This window comes from Sphingosinicella sp. BN140058, from assembly GCF_004135585.1.
Taxonomy (GTDB): Bacteria; Pseudomonadota; Alphaproteobacteria; order Sphingomonadales; family Sphingomonadaceae; genus Allosphingosinicella.
On record NZ_CP035501.1, the window covers coordinates 4,014,550 to 4,028,467 of the forward strand.

Annotated in this window: 15 protein-coding genes; 6 read left to right on the forward strand and 9 right to left on the reverse strand. The window is 66.7% G+C overall.

Annotated features, from left to right (window positions below; translation table 11 throughout):
- The first annotated feature begins 3 nt into the window (after positions 1-3).
- The 3 genes from ETR14_RS17980 to ETR14_RS17990 are packed head-to-tail and all read left to right on the forward strand — an operon-like array spanning position 4 to position 3,441.
- The gene (locus ETR14_RS17980; RefSeq protein ID WP_129387024.1) at positions 4-1,095 is read left to right on the forward strand and encodes a phosphotransferase; all 1,092 of its coding nucleotides are present in this window, start codon (positions 4-6) and stop codon (positions 1,093-1,095) included.
- Complete coding sequence (locus tag ETR14_RS17985) at positions 1,092-2,117, forward strand: T3SS effector HopA1 family protein (RefSeq protein WP_129387027.1); 1,026 nt, start codon at positions 1,092-1,094, stop codon at positions 2,115-2,117. Before ETR14_RS17980 ends, ETR14_RS17985 begins: the two co-directional genes overlap by 4 nt.
- Positions 2,107-3,441 (forward strand): lanthionine synthetase LanC family protein, encoded by a 1,335-nt coding sequence (locus tag ETR14_RS17990; protein ID WP_129387030.1) that lies wholly within the window; start codon positions 2,107-2,109, stop codon positions 3,439-3,441. Before ETR14_RS17985 ends, ETR14_RS17990 begins: the two co-directional genes overlap by 11 nt.
- On the opposite strand, the gene ETR14_RS17995 is transcribed toward ETR14_RS17990, so the two are convergent.
- From ETR14_RS17995 to ETR14_RS18005, 3 genes are all read right to left on the reverse strand, one after another.
- Positions 3,389-3,991, reverse strand: a complete 603-nt coding sequence (locus ETR14_RS17995) for a hypothetical protein (RefSeq protein WP_129387033.1) — start codon at positions 3,989-3,991, stop codon at positions 3,389-3,391. The genes ETR14_RS17990 and ETR14_RS17995 overlap by 53 nt on opposite strands.
- A complete protein-coding gene (locus tag ETR14_RS18000) occupies positions 3,981-4,481 on the reverse strand; it encodes an RNA polymerase sigma factor (RefSeq protein WP_129387036.1) in 501 nt (166 codons plus the stop codon). The genes ETR14_RS17995 and ETR14_RS18000 overlap by 11 nt, the downstream gene beginning before the upstream one ends.
- Before the next feature lie 126 nt (positions 4,482-4,607).
- On the reverse strand, positions 4,608-5,405 hold the full coding sequence (locus ETR14_RS18005; RefSeq protein ID WP_129387039.1) for a tyrosinase family protein: 798 nt from the start codon (positions 5,403-5,405) through the stop codon (positions 4,608-4,610).
- 324 nt (positions 5,406-5,729) lie between these two features.
- On the opposite strand from ETR14_RS18005, the gene ETR14_RS18010 reads away from it, so the two are divergent.
- Positions 5,730-6,251 (forward strand): DUF1993 family protein, encoded by a 522-nt coding sequence (locus tag ETR14_RS18010; protein ID WP_129387042.1) that lies wholly within the window; start codon positions 5,730-5,732, stop codon positions 6,249-6,251.
- A 2-nt stretch (positions 6,252-6,253) separates the two neighbouring features.
- Here ETR14_RS18010 and ETR14_RS18015 read toward each other — a convergent pair whose 3' ends face one another.
- Positions 6,254-6,781, reverse strand: coding sequence for a DUF1003 domain-containing protein (locus ETR14_RS18015; protein ID WP_129387045.1), 528 nt, complete (start codon positions 6,779-6,781; stop codon positions 6,254-6,256).
- A gap of 139 nt (positions 6,782-6,920) precedes the next feature.
- On the opposite strand from ETR14_RS18015, the gene ETR14_RS29670 reads away from it, so the two are divergent.
- Positions 6,921-7,484: a methylated-DNA--[protein]-cysteine S-methyltransferase gene (locus ETR14_RS29670; protein ID WP_129387047.1), complete on the forward strand. Its 564-nt coding sequence runs from the start codon at positions 6,921-6,923 to the stop codon at positions 7,482-7,484.
- A gap of 159 nt (positions 7,485-7,643) precedes the next feature.
- Here ETR14_RS29670 and ETR14_RS18025 read toward each other — a convergent pair whose 3' ends face one another.
- The 5 genes from ETR14_RS18025 to ETR14_RS18045 all read right to left on the reverse strand — a co-directional run bounded on the left by ETR14_RS18025 (position 7,644) and on the right by ETR14_RS18045 (position 12,929).
- Positions 7,644-8,849 (reverse strand): ABC transporter permease, encoded by a 1,206-nt coding sequence (locus ETR14_RS18025; protein ID WP_129387050.1) that lies wholly within the window; start codon positions 8,847-8,849, stop codon positions 7,644-7,646.
- Positions 8,849-9,559 carry an ABC transporter ATP-binding protein gene (locus ETR14_RS18030; RefSeq protein ID WP_129387052.1) on the reverse strand — a complete coding sequence of 237 codons (711 nt, stop codon included), beginning with the start codon at positions 9,557-9,559 and terminating at the stop codon, positions 8,849-8,851. The genes ETR14_RS18025 and ETR14_RS18030 overlap by 1 nt, the downstream gene beginning before the upstream one ends.
- Positions 9,552-11,000: an efflux RND transporter periplasmic adaptor subunit gene (locus ETR14_RS18035; protein WP_129387054.1), complete on the reverse strand. Its 1,449-nt coding sequence runs from the start codon at positions 10,998-11,000 to the stop codon at positions 9,552-9,554. Before ETR14_RS18035 ends, ETR14_RS18030 begins: the two co-directional genes overlap by 8 nt.
- Positions 10,997-12,400: an efflux transporter outer membrane subunit gene (locus ETR14_RS18040; protein WP_129392065.1), complete on the reverse strand. Its 1,404-nt coding sequence runs from the start codon at positions 12,398-12,400 to the stop codon at positions 10,997-10,999. The genes ETR14_RS18035 and ETR14_RS18040 overlap by 4 nt, the downstream gene beginning before the upstream one ends.
- A 124-nt stretch (positions 12,401-12,524) precedes the next feature.
- A complete protein-coding gene (locus ETR14_RS18045) occupies positions 12,525-12,929 on the reverse strand; it encodes a hypothetical protein (protein ID WP_243455572.1) in 405 nt (134 codons plus the stop codon).
- Between the two features lie 303 nt (positions 12,930-13,232).
- Between ETR14_RS18045 and ETR14_RS18050 the strand changes: the two genes are divergently transcribed.
- On the forward strand, positions 13,233-13,817 hold the full coding sequence (locus ETR14_RS18050; protein WP_243455573.1) for a hypothetical protein: 585 nt from the start codon (positions 13,233-13,235) through the stop codon (positions 13,815-13,817).
- Positions 13,818-13,918: the final 101 nt, after the last annotated feature.

Genomic DNA, 13,918 nt, shown 5'->3' on the forward strand with positions numbered 1-13,918 from the left:
TCGATGATCCTCACCCGCCAGAACGTTCTCCATTACCTGCTCCAGGCCGAGCATCTCGGCTTGGAGCAGGTTGTCGATGGCCGCTTCCAGATCGCTTCACGCACCTCCCGCAATCGTGCGTTCGCCGTGTCGAACGGCCGCGGTCCCGGCCTCTTCGTCAAGCAATACCGGCCCGAGGAAGGCCATTGGAGCCGGGGCTCGACGGTCGAGACCGAAGCCGCCGTATATGCGCTGGCGGGCGGCAGCGCCCGTCTGGCCAAGCTGCTGCCGCCGCTTCGAGGTTTCGACCGCGGCGGTCAGATACTCGTTCTGGACTTGTTTGAACCTGCCGAGTCGCTGCGCCGTCTGCACGTCCGTACCGGCCGCTTCTCGCCCCCTGTGCTCGCGGCGCTCGGCGAAGCGCTGGCGACCTGCCATGTCGAGTTCGGCAAGGCGCTGCGCTTCGGCGGGAACGAGATTGCCCTGCCTGCGCACCGTCCCTGGATCCTGCGTCCGGACCGCCTCGAACCGTACCGAACCCCGAGTCAAAGCGTCGCCCAAGCCAAGGTCGTCGCGATCGTGCAGCGCCATGCCGATCTCATCGATCGATTGCGCGCGCTGGAGGCGGGGTGGCGCGTAAACGGGATCATCCACGGCGACATGAAATGGGCAAATTGCCTGATCGCGCGGGACGCGAGCGCGCCGGACTTACGGCTGGTCGACTGGGAAATGGCAGGAAGCGGAGACGTCGCCTGGGACGTCGCCGGCATCCTGCACTCGTGCATCGTGGCCTGGGTGCGGTCCACCCGCCCATCCGCCGCCGACCATGCTGAGGCGATTGCCGCAACCGCCACGATCCCGCTTGCCGACCTCCAGGGCGCCGCCCGCAGCTTCTTCGGTGCTTATCTGGATCGGATCGATCTCGATGCCGTCGCCGCCGCCGGCTTGCTGTCGAGGGCCGTTCCTTATGCGGCCGCCAGGATTGTCCAGACGGCGTTCGAGGGAGCAGGCGGGGACACGCTGGTCGATGCACATCTGGTGCTGGCGCTGCAACTCTCCGCCAACATGCTTGCCGATCCCGAGGCCGCTGCCGGTTTTCTGGGCCTGGAGACGTGAGCGCATCTTGCCCCGCCTGGCTGGCGGCGCTTCAGCCGATTCTCGATAGCGTCAGCATCGAATCCCCGACCTGCTTCATGCTTGCCGGAACGAGGATCGATGCGATGGCGCGCCCGGCACCGTCTCCGGACGACGATTTCTTCGATCCCGACCCGCTGATGCGCACCCTGCACCGGCGTCTCTACGCCGCTTTCCATGCCGGTGCCGCCGCTGCCGAGGATCCGCCGAAGGCGCGCGAGACCTTCATCATGCGCCTGTCGGAGGCAAATGCCGGCCGCGATCGACTGGAGCAGGGCTGGACGGTCATCGAGACCTTGGCGAGCGGCGTCGTCGTCGCCCAGAAAGGTTACCGAACGCGGCGCTGGACGCCCGGCGAATTCCTGTCGGAGTCGGCGCCGGCCCGACCCGTGCGGAAGACGCCGATCAAGGTTCAGCGCAGACGCGAGGCGAGAGCGCTTCAGGAGAGCTTCTACTTCGCCTTCGGCAGTGCGACGGAAGACGAATATGAGCGGGTGCGGTCGGTCCGTTATTATTTGAACATCGCTGCCGATGCTGCGGTGGACGTCGTTGGATTGCTCACGAGCGCATTCGGCCGGCGCGCCATTCCATTCGCCTGTAAATGCGCCAACAGCCCCGGCGGGTTCGAGCGCCGCGATCCTTGCGTCCTCTACATCGGGGCGCGTCACGCGCAACTCGCCCATTTCGTACTGGAAGCCTTGCAGCCGCTGCTGGCGCCGCTGCTGCGTCCGGCAGTGCCGATCCTGACGCAGACACTCGCGCCGGGGCTCGCCTTCGCCGAGGAGCCGGCGGGGGCCGACAGCTTCGGTGGCCACCGCATGCGCGCCGTCGCCCATGGCCTGATCGCGGCGCACCGAAACGGTCGCTGCGACGAGGCTGGGCGACGCGCCGCATTGCTCGAAAGCTTCAGCGCCTTCGGCATCGATCTCGAAGCCCCGCATCTCGTCGCCGGTACCGGCGATCCGTTCGGGCTGAGGCGCCTGGTATTCGCCGATGCCGGCTGACGCGGATATCAGGCGCGAGGCTGCGCTGGATATCGGCCATGCGCTGTGCGCGGAAGCGCTTTGGTGGGACGGCCGCTGTACCTTCACAACCGACGATATCGATTCCACCGCCTCGGGCTGGCGGACCGTGCACCGGAGCTGCGGCGGCGATCTCTACACCGGCAGTGCGGGGATCGGCCTTTTCCTCGCGCGCCTCTCGGCAGTGACGGGGGACCGGGTCATCGGCCGCACCGCGATCGGCGCACTCACCCACGCGCTGCTCGAGGCGGGTGCGCCCGACATGCACCGCACCAACGGCCTGTTCGTCGGCCGGGTCGGGATTGCGCTCGCGGCGACGCAAGCGGGCCAATGGCTTGGCCGCGAAGCGCTTCTCGAGCAGGCACGGACGCTGGCTCTGGACTTGGCGTCCGATGGTTGCCGAGGCTTTGCCGGGAGCGATCTCATGGCCGGCCTCGGCGGCGGTGTCGCCGGTGCCCTCGCGCTCGCGCGCCGATTGGACGAAGAAAGCCTCATCGACTGGGCGTCGACGCTCGGTGACGCCCTGATCGATCGGGCCGAACGGACCGGAGCAGGCTGGCATTGGCCGAACCGCAAGGAACCGATCGGCCTGTGCGGGCTGTCCCACGGTGCCGCCGGGATCGCCTGGGCTCTGGCCGAACTCGCGCATGCGACCGGAGAGTCACGCTTTGCGGAAGCGGCCGCAGGGGCGATCACGCACGAACAGGCCTGGTTCGATCCAAAGGTCGGCAACTGGCCTGATCTGTCACCCGAGAGCTGCGATGCGAGCGGGCGGCGAGGCTTCACCATGTCCTGGTGTCACGGCGCGCCCGGCATCGCGCTTTCCCGGATCCGCCTCTGGGTGCTCACCGGAAATGCCGGGCTGCGTGCGCAGGCGGTGGCTGCGGTCGTCACCACCGCCGAACGGCTGCGCTCAGCCCTGGAGGCAGGCTCCGGCAATTATTCGCTGTGCCACGGCCTCGCAGGCAATGCGGAGGCGCTGATCGCGGGCAGCGGCCTCATCGAAACGCGCGATCTGGTCGAGACGATCGCCATGCTCGGGATCGATCGTTTCGGCGACGATCCGCGCTCCTGGCCGGCGGGGGTCGATTCCGGTAGCGCGACCTCGCCGACCCTGATGCTGGGGCTGGCCGGCACCGGGCACTTCCTGCTGCGTGTGGACGACCTCGCGACACCTTCCATCCTCCTGCCGGACTGCGAGTTCGGTGCTGTAAGCGAAGCTTCCGAGGGGCTCGCAGACGCCTTCCGCCGCTTCACGCCCGATACCCGGCCAGAAGCCGCTTCAGCCGATCCGCTTCCGGTTTGAGATCCCGCAGGTAGCGCAACGTGAAGGTCGCGGTGCTGAACAGAAGTGCGCCGCCCATCAGGATCGCCGCATCGCGAAGGTTGGACGACGTCATCTTCCCGATGGTGCGCAATTGGAACAGGGCGATCACGAGTGCGGCGATGAAGACAGGAAGAGCGTAAAGCAGCGTTCGGATGCGGCGGCGCGCGGCTGCATTTTCGTCGATCAACGCACTTATCGCCTCGGGGATCGAATTCGGGATCTCCGGAAACTTGTCGAGGTGGCGCCGATATTGGTGAACCACTGCCGCAAACGCAGCCCAACTCACCAGCAGCATGGCCGCCGCACCCCATTCCCGAGCTGCATCGGCGACCTGACGGATGAAGAAGGCGTTGACGACCATGCCGGTCCAGGCGAGCATCGCCAATCCGATCAAGCCGATCTGCAGCCGGAACTTGCGCCGGCGGGTGGCAAGACTGTGCATCATTTCCTCCATCAGGTAGGCCGCACCGGCCTCGCTCGGACGATTTGCCGATGAGGCGTAGGCGCGTTCGAGCCGTTCAAAATCCATCCTGATCCTCCTCTACGAGAGCGGCGATGCGGGTGCGGGCGCGGCTCAGGCGCGCTCCGACATTGCCGATGGTCATCTGGTGAAGCGCTGCGATGTCGGCATAGGTGACGCCCTCGAGTGAAAGCAGAACGAGCGATCGATCGATCGGCGGGAGCTTGCGAATGGCCGCATACAGGCGCTCGAGCAGCATCGCCTCCGTCGGATCCGCTGCAGCCTGGTCCAAGGCACCACGTTCCGCCTCGGCGGCCCGGCTGCGCCGCCGTCCGTCCTGGCGCCGCCAGGTCAGAGCGCGATTATGGGCGACCCGGTAGAAAAAGGTGGCGGCCGCGCTGTCGCCGCGGAAGACGGGTGCCGCCTTCCAGACCGCGATCATCAGCTCCTGCAGCAGATCATGCTGGTCGGCCGGTTGCGCGAACGCGCGGCTGACCCGCTGCAGAATGCCGATATGCTCCTTCAGCCATTCCGCGCGATTCGGCACTGGTTCAGCCATCCCAAATCCCTTCGATGGCTTAGACGCGGGTCGCCCGTGATTTCTTAACCGCGCACGTCGGCGATCTCAGGTGAGACGCTCGTCTCCCGGCGCAAGCTTCGCCCATGCTTCAGAGAAAGCCGGGGGCTAGGCGGACGCGTAGCTATAATCGAGGGCGGCAGGATCGGCCATTTCCGCTGCGGTGCTTTGCCACCGAGCGTTCCCCGTCATCGGCATCGTGAACAATTGCTCTCCTGCGGACGCTGCGCTCGGCACGGGAAGGGAGCCGATCGAAGCGCGCGCGCGATCCAGGTCGGCTTCGACAAGCCAGAAGATCGGGTCGAGCGCGGCGCTGTTCGGCTCCGCCATCAATCCCGGCAAATGTGGCGGATGCGGATCCTCACCACCGATCAGGCGGCCGATCTTGGCATCCATGTCGCCAGCCGTTTCCACTCGCTCGCCGGTCGGCAGCGGAACGCGGCCATCGTCCGAGGGGCCGTAGCGCTGGATGCTGAACAGGGGATTGTTGCCGTGGCCATCGGGCCAATCTGGAGAGACGAAGGCCGGCGGCAGCCGATCCTGCGGGTCGCAGAAGGGAAGTGCCCAATCCTTTGGGCCGCCGAGAGCCTCTATGGCGCTGCGGATGTTGGCCTCGAAGGCAAGCAGGTAGAAGCGGTGCCAGGCGGCATCCTGGCCATGCACCCTGCGACGCTGGTTCCAGTAAAGCACGACGAGATCGCGGGCGGGGGGCGCATCGGACGGTCGCAGCCAGCCGAGCTTTTGCCAAAGCCCGGGATCGAAGCCGCGTATCGCCGCGAAAAATCGCCAACTCGTCGGCTCCGCCAGCGGCCGCCGTCGCATCGCCGCCACACCGCGGGCATACCAGAGAATGGGATCAGACCAGTCGCTGCCGAGTTTCCCGGCATTGCGACGAAGATATTTCATCCCCTCTCGTCCCCCTCGTCCCACGAGCGAATCGCAACCCGCCTTCTTCGATCATATTCATTGCCTAGCGGATAGGAAGACGAGCGCGCCAAATGCGCAGCAAGCCTCGGGAATAATGATCCGATTCGGGATAATCGCCTGCATCCTGGCTATATACTTCATTTCGGCGTATTCATCTGTCAGAACTACTAACAGTTATCGCCTGCATGGATGGTAGATCTGGTTTCTTCACAGAGGCTGGCATGCCAGGACCCGAGGGGGGTAGAGGATCAGATCGAGGGCAGGCATGGGGTCGGCTCTGATCTGGACAGGCACGCGACATCCATGACCTTCAGCATTTACGAAGCTTCCGCGCCGCTGTTCGTCCGCTCGCTGCGCGACATGCGTGGCTGGCTCGACAAGGCGGCGGACGAGAAGGCAGAGGCCGATCTGCTCACCGCACGACTGGCGCGCGACATGCGGCCGCTGCCGGCGCAATATCAGATGGCCTCGGATTCCGCGAAGAATGCGGTCGCGCGTCTGTGCGGGGTCGAGGCGCCTGCGATGGCGGACACCGAAGCGAGCTTCGCCGAACTCAAGGATCGCTGCGACCGCACGATCGCGTTCATCGAGAGTGTCGATGCGGCGGCCTATGGCGGCGGCGAGGAGCGTGAGGTCGTGCTCCGATTTCCGACGGGCACAGGCTACCGGTGGAATGGGGCGGCCTACCTGACCGGCTTCGCCATTCCGAATTTCTTCTTCCACGTCACGACGGCCTACGCGATCCTGCGCGCGGCCGGGGTTACGCTCGGCAAGCCGGATTTCCTCCAGCATCTCGGCCCGCCGAACCTCGGTCCCGCCCACTGATTTCAGGCCGGCTTGTGGCCGGTCACGGCCTTGTGGACCGGATCGATACCATTTGCCTGCAGCAGCAGGTCGAGCTTGGCGTGCAACGCGAGGATCTCGAATTCGGCCTTCAGGTTGATCTCGAAGTCGCGGCGGGCCTGCTTGCGGTCCGATTCCGCCATCCTGTTCTGGCTCATCATGATCACCGGTGCCTGGATCGCAGCGAGCATCGACAGCAGCAGGTTGAGGAAGATGAACGGATAGGGATCGAATGGACGCGTCAGCAGCAGGGCGTTGATCCCGGTCCAGGCGGCGAGGACCAGGCCGAAGCCGACGATGAACGACCACGAGCCGCCGATCGCGGCGACCCGGTCGGCGAGGCGATCCGGCCAGCTCAGCCTCTCGTCCAGGGCAGCAGTCGGCGGCAGCGGGTTACGCTGGCGGCTGACCGCCCGGTCGATGATTCGCCGCTCGCGATCGCTGAGCTGATCGGCCGGGGTGGCGAGCAATTCCTCGGCGAGTTGGAGGATCAGATAGTCTCGGCTGTTCATCACGTGCCTCCCCGGCCGTCGGTCCCGCGATCGAAGCCGCGCCCGACCGGCTTTGCTTAGCAGCGGGCAGGCACAAACCGCAAAGTGTGGCCTGCTGGGCGCAACCCTTGCTAGACTGGCTGGGCAAGGGAGGAAGGCGATGGCGACGGCAACGATCGAATCACGGGCGGTGCTGCGCACCGTACCTCCGGGAGGCCTGCTCTTCCTCGATCGAATTTCCTCGCCAATGGGTCTGCTGCTGCTCGTTCACGATGCCGCCGGCTGTGTCCGTGCGCTCGATTTCGACGATTACGGCCCACGCATGCGCCGGCTGCTCGAACGCCATTATGGGGCGGTCGAAAGTCGGGAGGCGCCGGTGCCGGCCGCCATACGCGCCGCACTCGATGCCTATTTTGCGCGCGATTTCGCCGCGCTCGACAACATCCCGGTCGCGGCCAGCGGCTCCGAATTCCAGCACCGGGTCTGGTCGGCCCTGCTCCGGATCGGTCCGGGCGAGACGTGGAGCTATGGGCGGCTGGCCGCGGCGATCGGGGCGCCCGCGGCCTCGCGCGCGGTCGGGCTCGCCAATGGTGCGAACCCGATCGCCGTCATCGTGCCCTGCCACCGCGTAATCGGCGCAAACGGCACGCTCACCGGCTATGGCGGCGGCCTCGATCGCAAACGCTGGCTTCTCCAGCACGAGGAAACGAACCTGTTTTCGTGACGCGATTCCGTGGTCGAAGCTTTTTGGGCCTTGCCTCCGTGCGGGCCGAGCCCGTCGAAGCCCTGTCCATCTTGCGTGTTCATGGAAAGAAGCAGGGACGACTTCGACAAGCTCCGTCCGTACGGGCGTAAGCGGTGATCAAGCCGCACCCGTCGCACCTCATTCGTGCCTGAGCGCGTCGATCGGGTTGAGCGCGGCCGCCCGTCGCGCGGGGAAATAGCCGAACACCACTCCGATCGCCGCCGAGAAGGCGAAGGCGATCAGATTGATCTGCGGATCGAACAGGAACGGCACCTGGATCAGCGGCGCGACCACCACGCTGGCGAGGAGCGCGAGGGCAAGGCCGAGAACTCCGCCGAGGCAGGCGAGCACGACCGCTTCGACCAGGAATTGCAGCAGCACTTCGCGGCCGATCGCCCCGATCGCCAGACGGATCCCGATCTCGCGAGTCCGCTCGGTCACCGAAACCAGCATGATGTTCATGATGCCGATCCCGCCGACGAGCAGGCTGACCGCGGCCACCGCGCCCATCACCATGGTGAGGATTCGGGTGGTGCCCGACAGCGTCTCCGAGATCTGCTTGGTGTCGAAGATGTTGAAATTGTCCTGCTCGCCGGGGCCAATCTTGCGGCGCTCGCGCAGCAGCTGAGAGATCGCGTTCTGCACGGCGCTCGTTTCGTAATCGTCGTCGACGGCGACCAGGATCATGCGGATGTCGCGGTTGCCGCTGAAACGGCGCTGGACGAGCTTGATTGGCGTGATGATGGTATCGTCCTGATCCTGGAACCCGCCCTGTCCCTTGGCGGTCAGGGTGCCGATCACTTCGCACGACACGTCCTTGATCCGAATCCGGCCGCCGATCGGGTTCTCGCGCTGGAAGAGGTTCTGGCGAACGGTGTTGCCGATGATGCAGACCGATTTCCCGGCCGTCTCCTCGGCGGCGGTGAACACCCGGCCGGCGGACAGCGGCCATTGCTGGGCGACGAAGAATTCCGCGGTCGTACCGTTGACGGTGGTCTGCCAGTTGGAGGCGTTGTGGATGACGGTGGCCGATGTCTGTGCCTGCGGCGCCACCGCGCGGACGCCGGCAATCTGGCCCTTGATCGCGTCGACATCCTCCATCTTGAAATCGGGCGGGGTCGGCCCGCCGCCGCCGCGCCCGAAACCCTGTCCCGGCCGGATTTGCAGGATGTTGGCGCCCAGGCTGGAAATCTGCTGCTGGACGGCGGCGGTGGCGCCGTTGCCGAGCGTCACCATCGTCACCACCGCCGCGACTCCGATGACGATGCCGAGCGTGGTCAGGAACGAACGCAGCAGATGACGCCGGATCTCCCGCACGGCGAGCACGATGGTGGTGCCGAGCATCAGTGGACCCTCTCGGTGCCGGTCGTTTCGAAGCGCTCGACCAGACCGTCGCGAAAGTGGACGATGGTATGGGCGAAGGCCGCCATTTCGGGCTCGTGCGTTACCATAAGCACGGTGATGCCGCTGTCGCGATTGAGCGCGGTCAGCAATTCCATGATCTCGACGGAGCGCTCGCTGTCCAGATTGCCGGTCGGTTCGTCCGCCAGGAGCACGGCGGGGCTGGTCACGATGGCCCTGGCAATGGCAACGCGCTGCTGCTGTCCACCCGAAAGCTCGGCCGGCGTATGATCCCACCAGTCGGCGAGGCCGACCTTGTCGAGCGCCGCCATTGCCGCGGCGTGCCGGACCTTCTTGTCCTCGCCCCGATAGAGAAGCGGCAGTTCGACATTCTCGAGCGCGCTGGTGCGGGCGAGCAGGTTGAAGCCCTGAAAGACGAAGCCTAGCCATTTCCGCCGCAGCAAGGCGCGCTGATCGCGGTCGAGCTGCTCGACATGCACGCCCTTGAACAGGAAGGTGCCGCCGGTCGGCACGTCGAGGCAGCCGAGGATGTTCATCGTCGTCGACTTGCCGGAGCCCGAAGGGCCCATGATCGCCACGAAATCGCCTTCGTTGATGTCGAGATCGACGCCCTTCAGCGCCTGAAAGGCTGTCGGACCGGTGCCGAACGTCTTCGTGACGTTCGTCAATCGGATGATCGGCAAGTCAGCCATTGCGGACCTCCCACCGGCGGCGACGAACGGCGAGCAGCGCCAGCGGCAGGAAGCCGGCCTTCTTCTGCCCACCCGATCCGCTGCTCCTGCTCTCGCCGACGCTGAGACGGCCGGTGACCACCTCGGCACCGGCCTTGAGCCCGCCCGACTGTATCTCGGTGACGGTGCCGTTGGTGTCGCCGACGGTGACTTCGACAGGCTCAGGCTGACCGTCGGCGCCGAGCACGTACACCGTCTGGCGGCTGCCGCGGCCGATCGTCGCCTCGCGATCGTTGCCGCCGCCGCCGCGGCGCGGCCCGCGCGGAACGAGCACGCTGGTGACGCCGCCCGATTGCTGGGCGCTGCGCGCCGCTTCGCGCTCGGGCGAGAAACGCAAGGCCGCATTGGGAACGACGAGGACGTTCTGCTTCGCCGAGGTAACGATGTCGGCGGTCGCGGTCATGCCGGGGCGCAGCGCCAGATCCGGATTGTCGACGCTGAGCACGGCCGTGTAGGCGACGACATTGCTGGTCGACGCGGTGCTGGAACTGTTCGACGAGGAGCTGGTCGCATTGGCGCCCACGTCCACCCGTGTGATCTGCCCTTCGAACGTTCGCCCGGGATAGGCGTCGACAGTGAAGCTGGCATGCTGGCCCTCATGGACCTCGCCGACATCGGCCTCGTCGACCTTCACCTCCAGCTTCATTTTCGAGAGGTCCTCGGCGATGGTGAACAGCACCGGGGCGGAGAAGGACGCGGCGACCGTTTGGCCGGGATCGACCGAGCGCGAGAGAACGACGCCGTTCACGGGCGAATAGATGGTCGACTTGGAAAGGTTGGTCTGCGCCGACGAGACCTGGGCCCGGGCCTGGGTGACCTGCGCCTGGGCGGCGCGGACCGCGGCCGAGGCACGCTTGGCCTCGGCCCGGCCGGTGTCCAGCTCGGTGCGCGACGGTACCTTGCCGCCGGAAACGCGCCACACTTCCTCCAGCCGCGCGAGATTGGCGTTGGCCTGCACCGCCGAGGCCTGCTGTTGCGCGACCTGCGCCTGCGACGCCGCGAGGGCCGCCTGGTTCTGGACCAGGGTGTCGCGAAGACGGGAGGGATCGAGGCGGGCGAGCGGCTGCCCCCGGGTCACCCGATCGTTGTTGTCGACATAGACCTGATCGACCAGACCCGATTGCTCCGAGCCGACCTCGACCTGATTGGTCGGCGCCAGATTGCCGGTCGCCGATACGGTGATGCTGAGGTCGTCGCGACGGACCTTCTGGGTCGCGTAGCCGGCTTCGGTGGTCGCCGAGAACGTCCGGAACAGGAAGAACAGCGCAACCAGCGCTACGACGATCCCGACGAGGATGATCGGCCGCTTGTACCACGGTCTGGCGGCCGGTGCGCCGAGGAAAGCGTCGAGATCCTGCTTTGCCGCAATACTGTCGGCGGACGTGATGGCGATGTCGGTCATCGTGTCTGGTCCTCGGGGAGGGTGGTCGGATCCCAGCCGCCGCCGAGCGCGCGGTAGAGCTGGACGACGGCGAGCGTCTGATCGGCTCGGCTGGTGAGAAGCCCTTCGCGGGCGGAAAGCAGTGCACGCTCGGCTTCGAGCAGCGCCTGAAAATCGCTGAGTCCCGCCCGATATTGGCTCCGGGCAAGAATCTCCTGGTTGCTGGCGGCCTCGAGCGCGGCGCTGAATTCCGTCTGGCGGCGCTTGGCGGTGTCGAGCGCCACAAGGCCGTTTTCGACATCCTCGAGCGAGGTCAGCACGGTCTGCCGATAGGTGGCGAGCGCCGCCTCCGCGGCCGCCTCCTGGCTGCGCACCTGCGAGCGCAGGCGACCGCCGTCGAACAGGGTCTGGCTGAGCCCGGCGAACAGCCCGCCGACCACCTGATCGACGAGACCGCCGATCGAGAGAGCCGAAGTGCCGATATTGCCGGTCAGCCGCAGCCCTGGGCGAAGCTCCGCTTCGGCGATGCCGATGCGGGCGGTTTCGACGGCGAGGCTGCGCTCGGCCGCTCTGACGTCGGGCCGCTGGCGCAACGTGTCGGCCGGTATCCCGACTGCCACCTGGGCTGGCGCCGCGGGAATGGCGCGGGCGGTTTGAAGCTCCCCGATCAGGGCGGCCGGTGCCTGTCCGGTGAGCACGCCGAGGCGGTATGCGGCGGACGAAAAGGCGCCTTCCAAAGTCGGGATGGTCGCGGCCGTCTGTGCGCGCTGGCCGCGCGCCTGCTCGACGTCGAGGGAAGAGGCAAGTCCGGCCTGCACCCGCCAGCCGGCGATCTGAAGATTGTCCTCGGTGATCGCAAGCGTCTCGCGGGCGACCGCCAGCCGCTGCTGCGCCAGACGCGCCTGGACGTAATTGGAGACGATTTCGGCGACCACCGACACCCGCGTCGCCGCCGCGTCGTAGCCCGCCGCATCGGCGTTCGCGTTCGCCGCTTCAATGGTGCGGGTGACGCCGCCGAACAGATCGGCTTCCCAGCTGGCGTCGACGCCGACCGAGAAGCTGCGATTGTCGCTGCCCTTGGTGGCGACATTCTGGCCTGCATCCCCGGAAATGCCTACAGTCGGAACCCGTCCGGCACGCGCCTGAACCACGCCTTCACGGGCCTGTCGCAGCCGCGCGGTGGCGACCGCGAGGTCCAGATTGCCGGGCAGGGCCCGGTCGACGAGGCTGTCGAGCAAAGGATCGTCGAGGCTGTGCCACCATGTCGCGGCCTCGGTTGCAGAGGGGGCGGGCGCGGCACCGAAATAGCTGTCGGGGATGCTCAATTGCTGCGTGGTCGGAGCCCGGTAGTCCGGTCCCACCGTGGTGCATGCGGACACGAGCAAGGCGCCGATCAGCAAGGGTGAGGGGAATCGTGTCATCATAAGCTTTGCCTGCTGGCTGCAGGAGTGCGGCCTGGAAATTGGGGAATGCACCGCCTCTGTCCCGGAAGTATCCCGGGGAACTCGGCAACTTGTCGCAAGATGTATCTGTGCAGGCCCCCGGTCAGGGGATTGCGTTTGCCTCGGCCTGCATCGCGCGGCGTTCGGCGGCCCACCGGCCGATGTTCATGTTCCAGCAGCCGGTCTGACCCCAGGTGCCGACCACGGAGCAGCTGTTCGGTCGCGTATAGCGGGTGGCTTCTTCGAGCTGGTCGAAGCGCGCGCCCCAGGCGACCGAACCACGCTCGTCCTTGTTCTTCCGGAATTCCTTCGGAATGCGATAGCGCTCCGTCTCCGGGCGGCGTGCGCAGACCACGATCTCTTCGTCGTCCTGGGCCTTCGGGCAGGGATCGTCGCCATAGACGACCAGGCTGGACGAACGCTCGGGAAGATCGGGATCACCGTCCTGCGCGGCGGCGGCGGCCGAGGCGACGAGAAGGGCGGCGGCAATTCCAAACGGCAGGCTCACGACAATCCCTTCTTCGACTTCGGCACGGTCCGGCGGCCCTAGGCACGGGGCTTTTCGTGGAATCGCCTCGTTTGTGACAGTCTGTGTCACGCCGGATGAACGTAGCCCAACCGCAGCGGTGCCACGGACAAACGGCAGTAACAATGGAAAGCGAGGTGAGGCGCACGCCGCAACAGGGAGTCTGCCATGCGTGTTCCGATTCTTCTTCCCCTGATTCTTGCCGCCGGGGCCTGCACCTCCGAGGTGCCGGATCGTCCTGGATTCCGACTTGACGGGCCGCCGCCTCCGCGCGGTGCCTTCTTCATGAGTCCGATGGGGGAGCCATTCCGCGCCGGGCACGACGGCGAGAATCCGCTGTCGGCCTGGTTCAGCGGCGCTGACGCCGACGCCGATGGTGCGCTTACCGCCGCCGAAGTGCAGCAGGACGGAGCCCGCTTTTTCGCGACGCTCGACCTCAATCATGACGGTGAGATCGATCCCGCCGAGATGAACCGCTACGAGACGGAGATCGCGCCCGAACTGATGCGGGGGCCGGGCGGCCGCAAGGGTGCTCTCGGCCATGGCCGGATGGGCGGGCGAGGAGGCCCGCGTCGCGGCGGTTCTCACGGCGCGCGCGGGTTCGGTGGGCCTGGCGGACCCGGAGGCCCGGGCGGCCCCGGCGATGGAGGCCCGAGTGGCGGCAGGGGCGGCGGAGAAGGCGGGCTCGGCCCGCTCGGTTTGCGTCAGCCGGTCGCGTCGGCCGATGCCAATTTCAACCGTGGCGTGAGCACCGAGGAATTTGCGGCGGCGGCGGGTCAGCGCTTCATCCTGCTCGACCGCAACCGCGACGGCCTGCTTCGGCGCGACGAACTCGGTCCGCCCCCGCGGGCGCCGCGCCCCCACCGCTGATCATCCTCATTGTGTCGGCGGATGGCAGTGCGTGTCGCCGCCGACATTCTTCCGAAAAACCGCCGCGCATCGCGCTTCCTACCAGCTGCATCGGGGCCCCG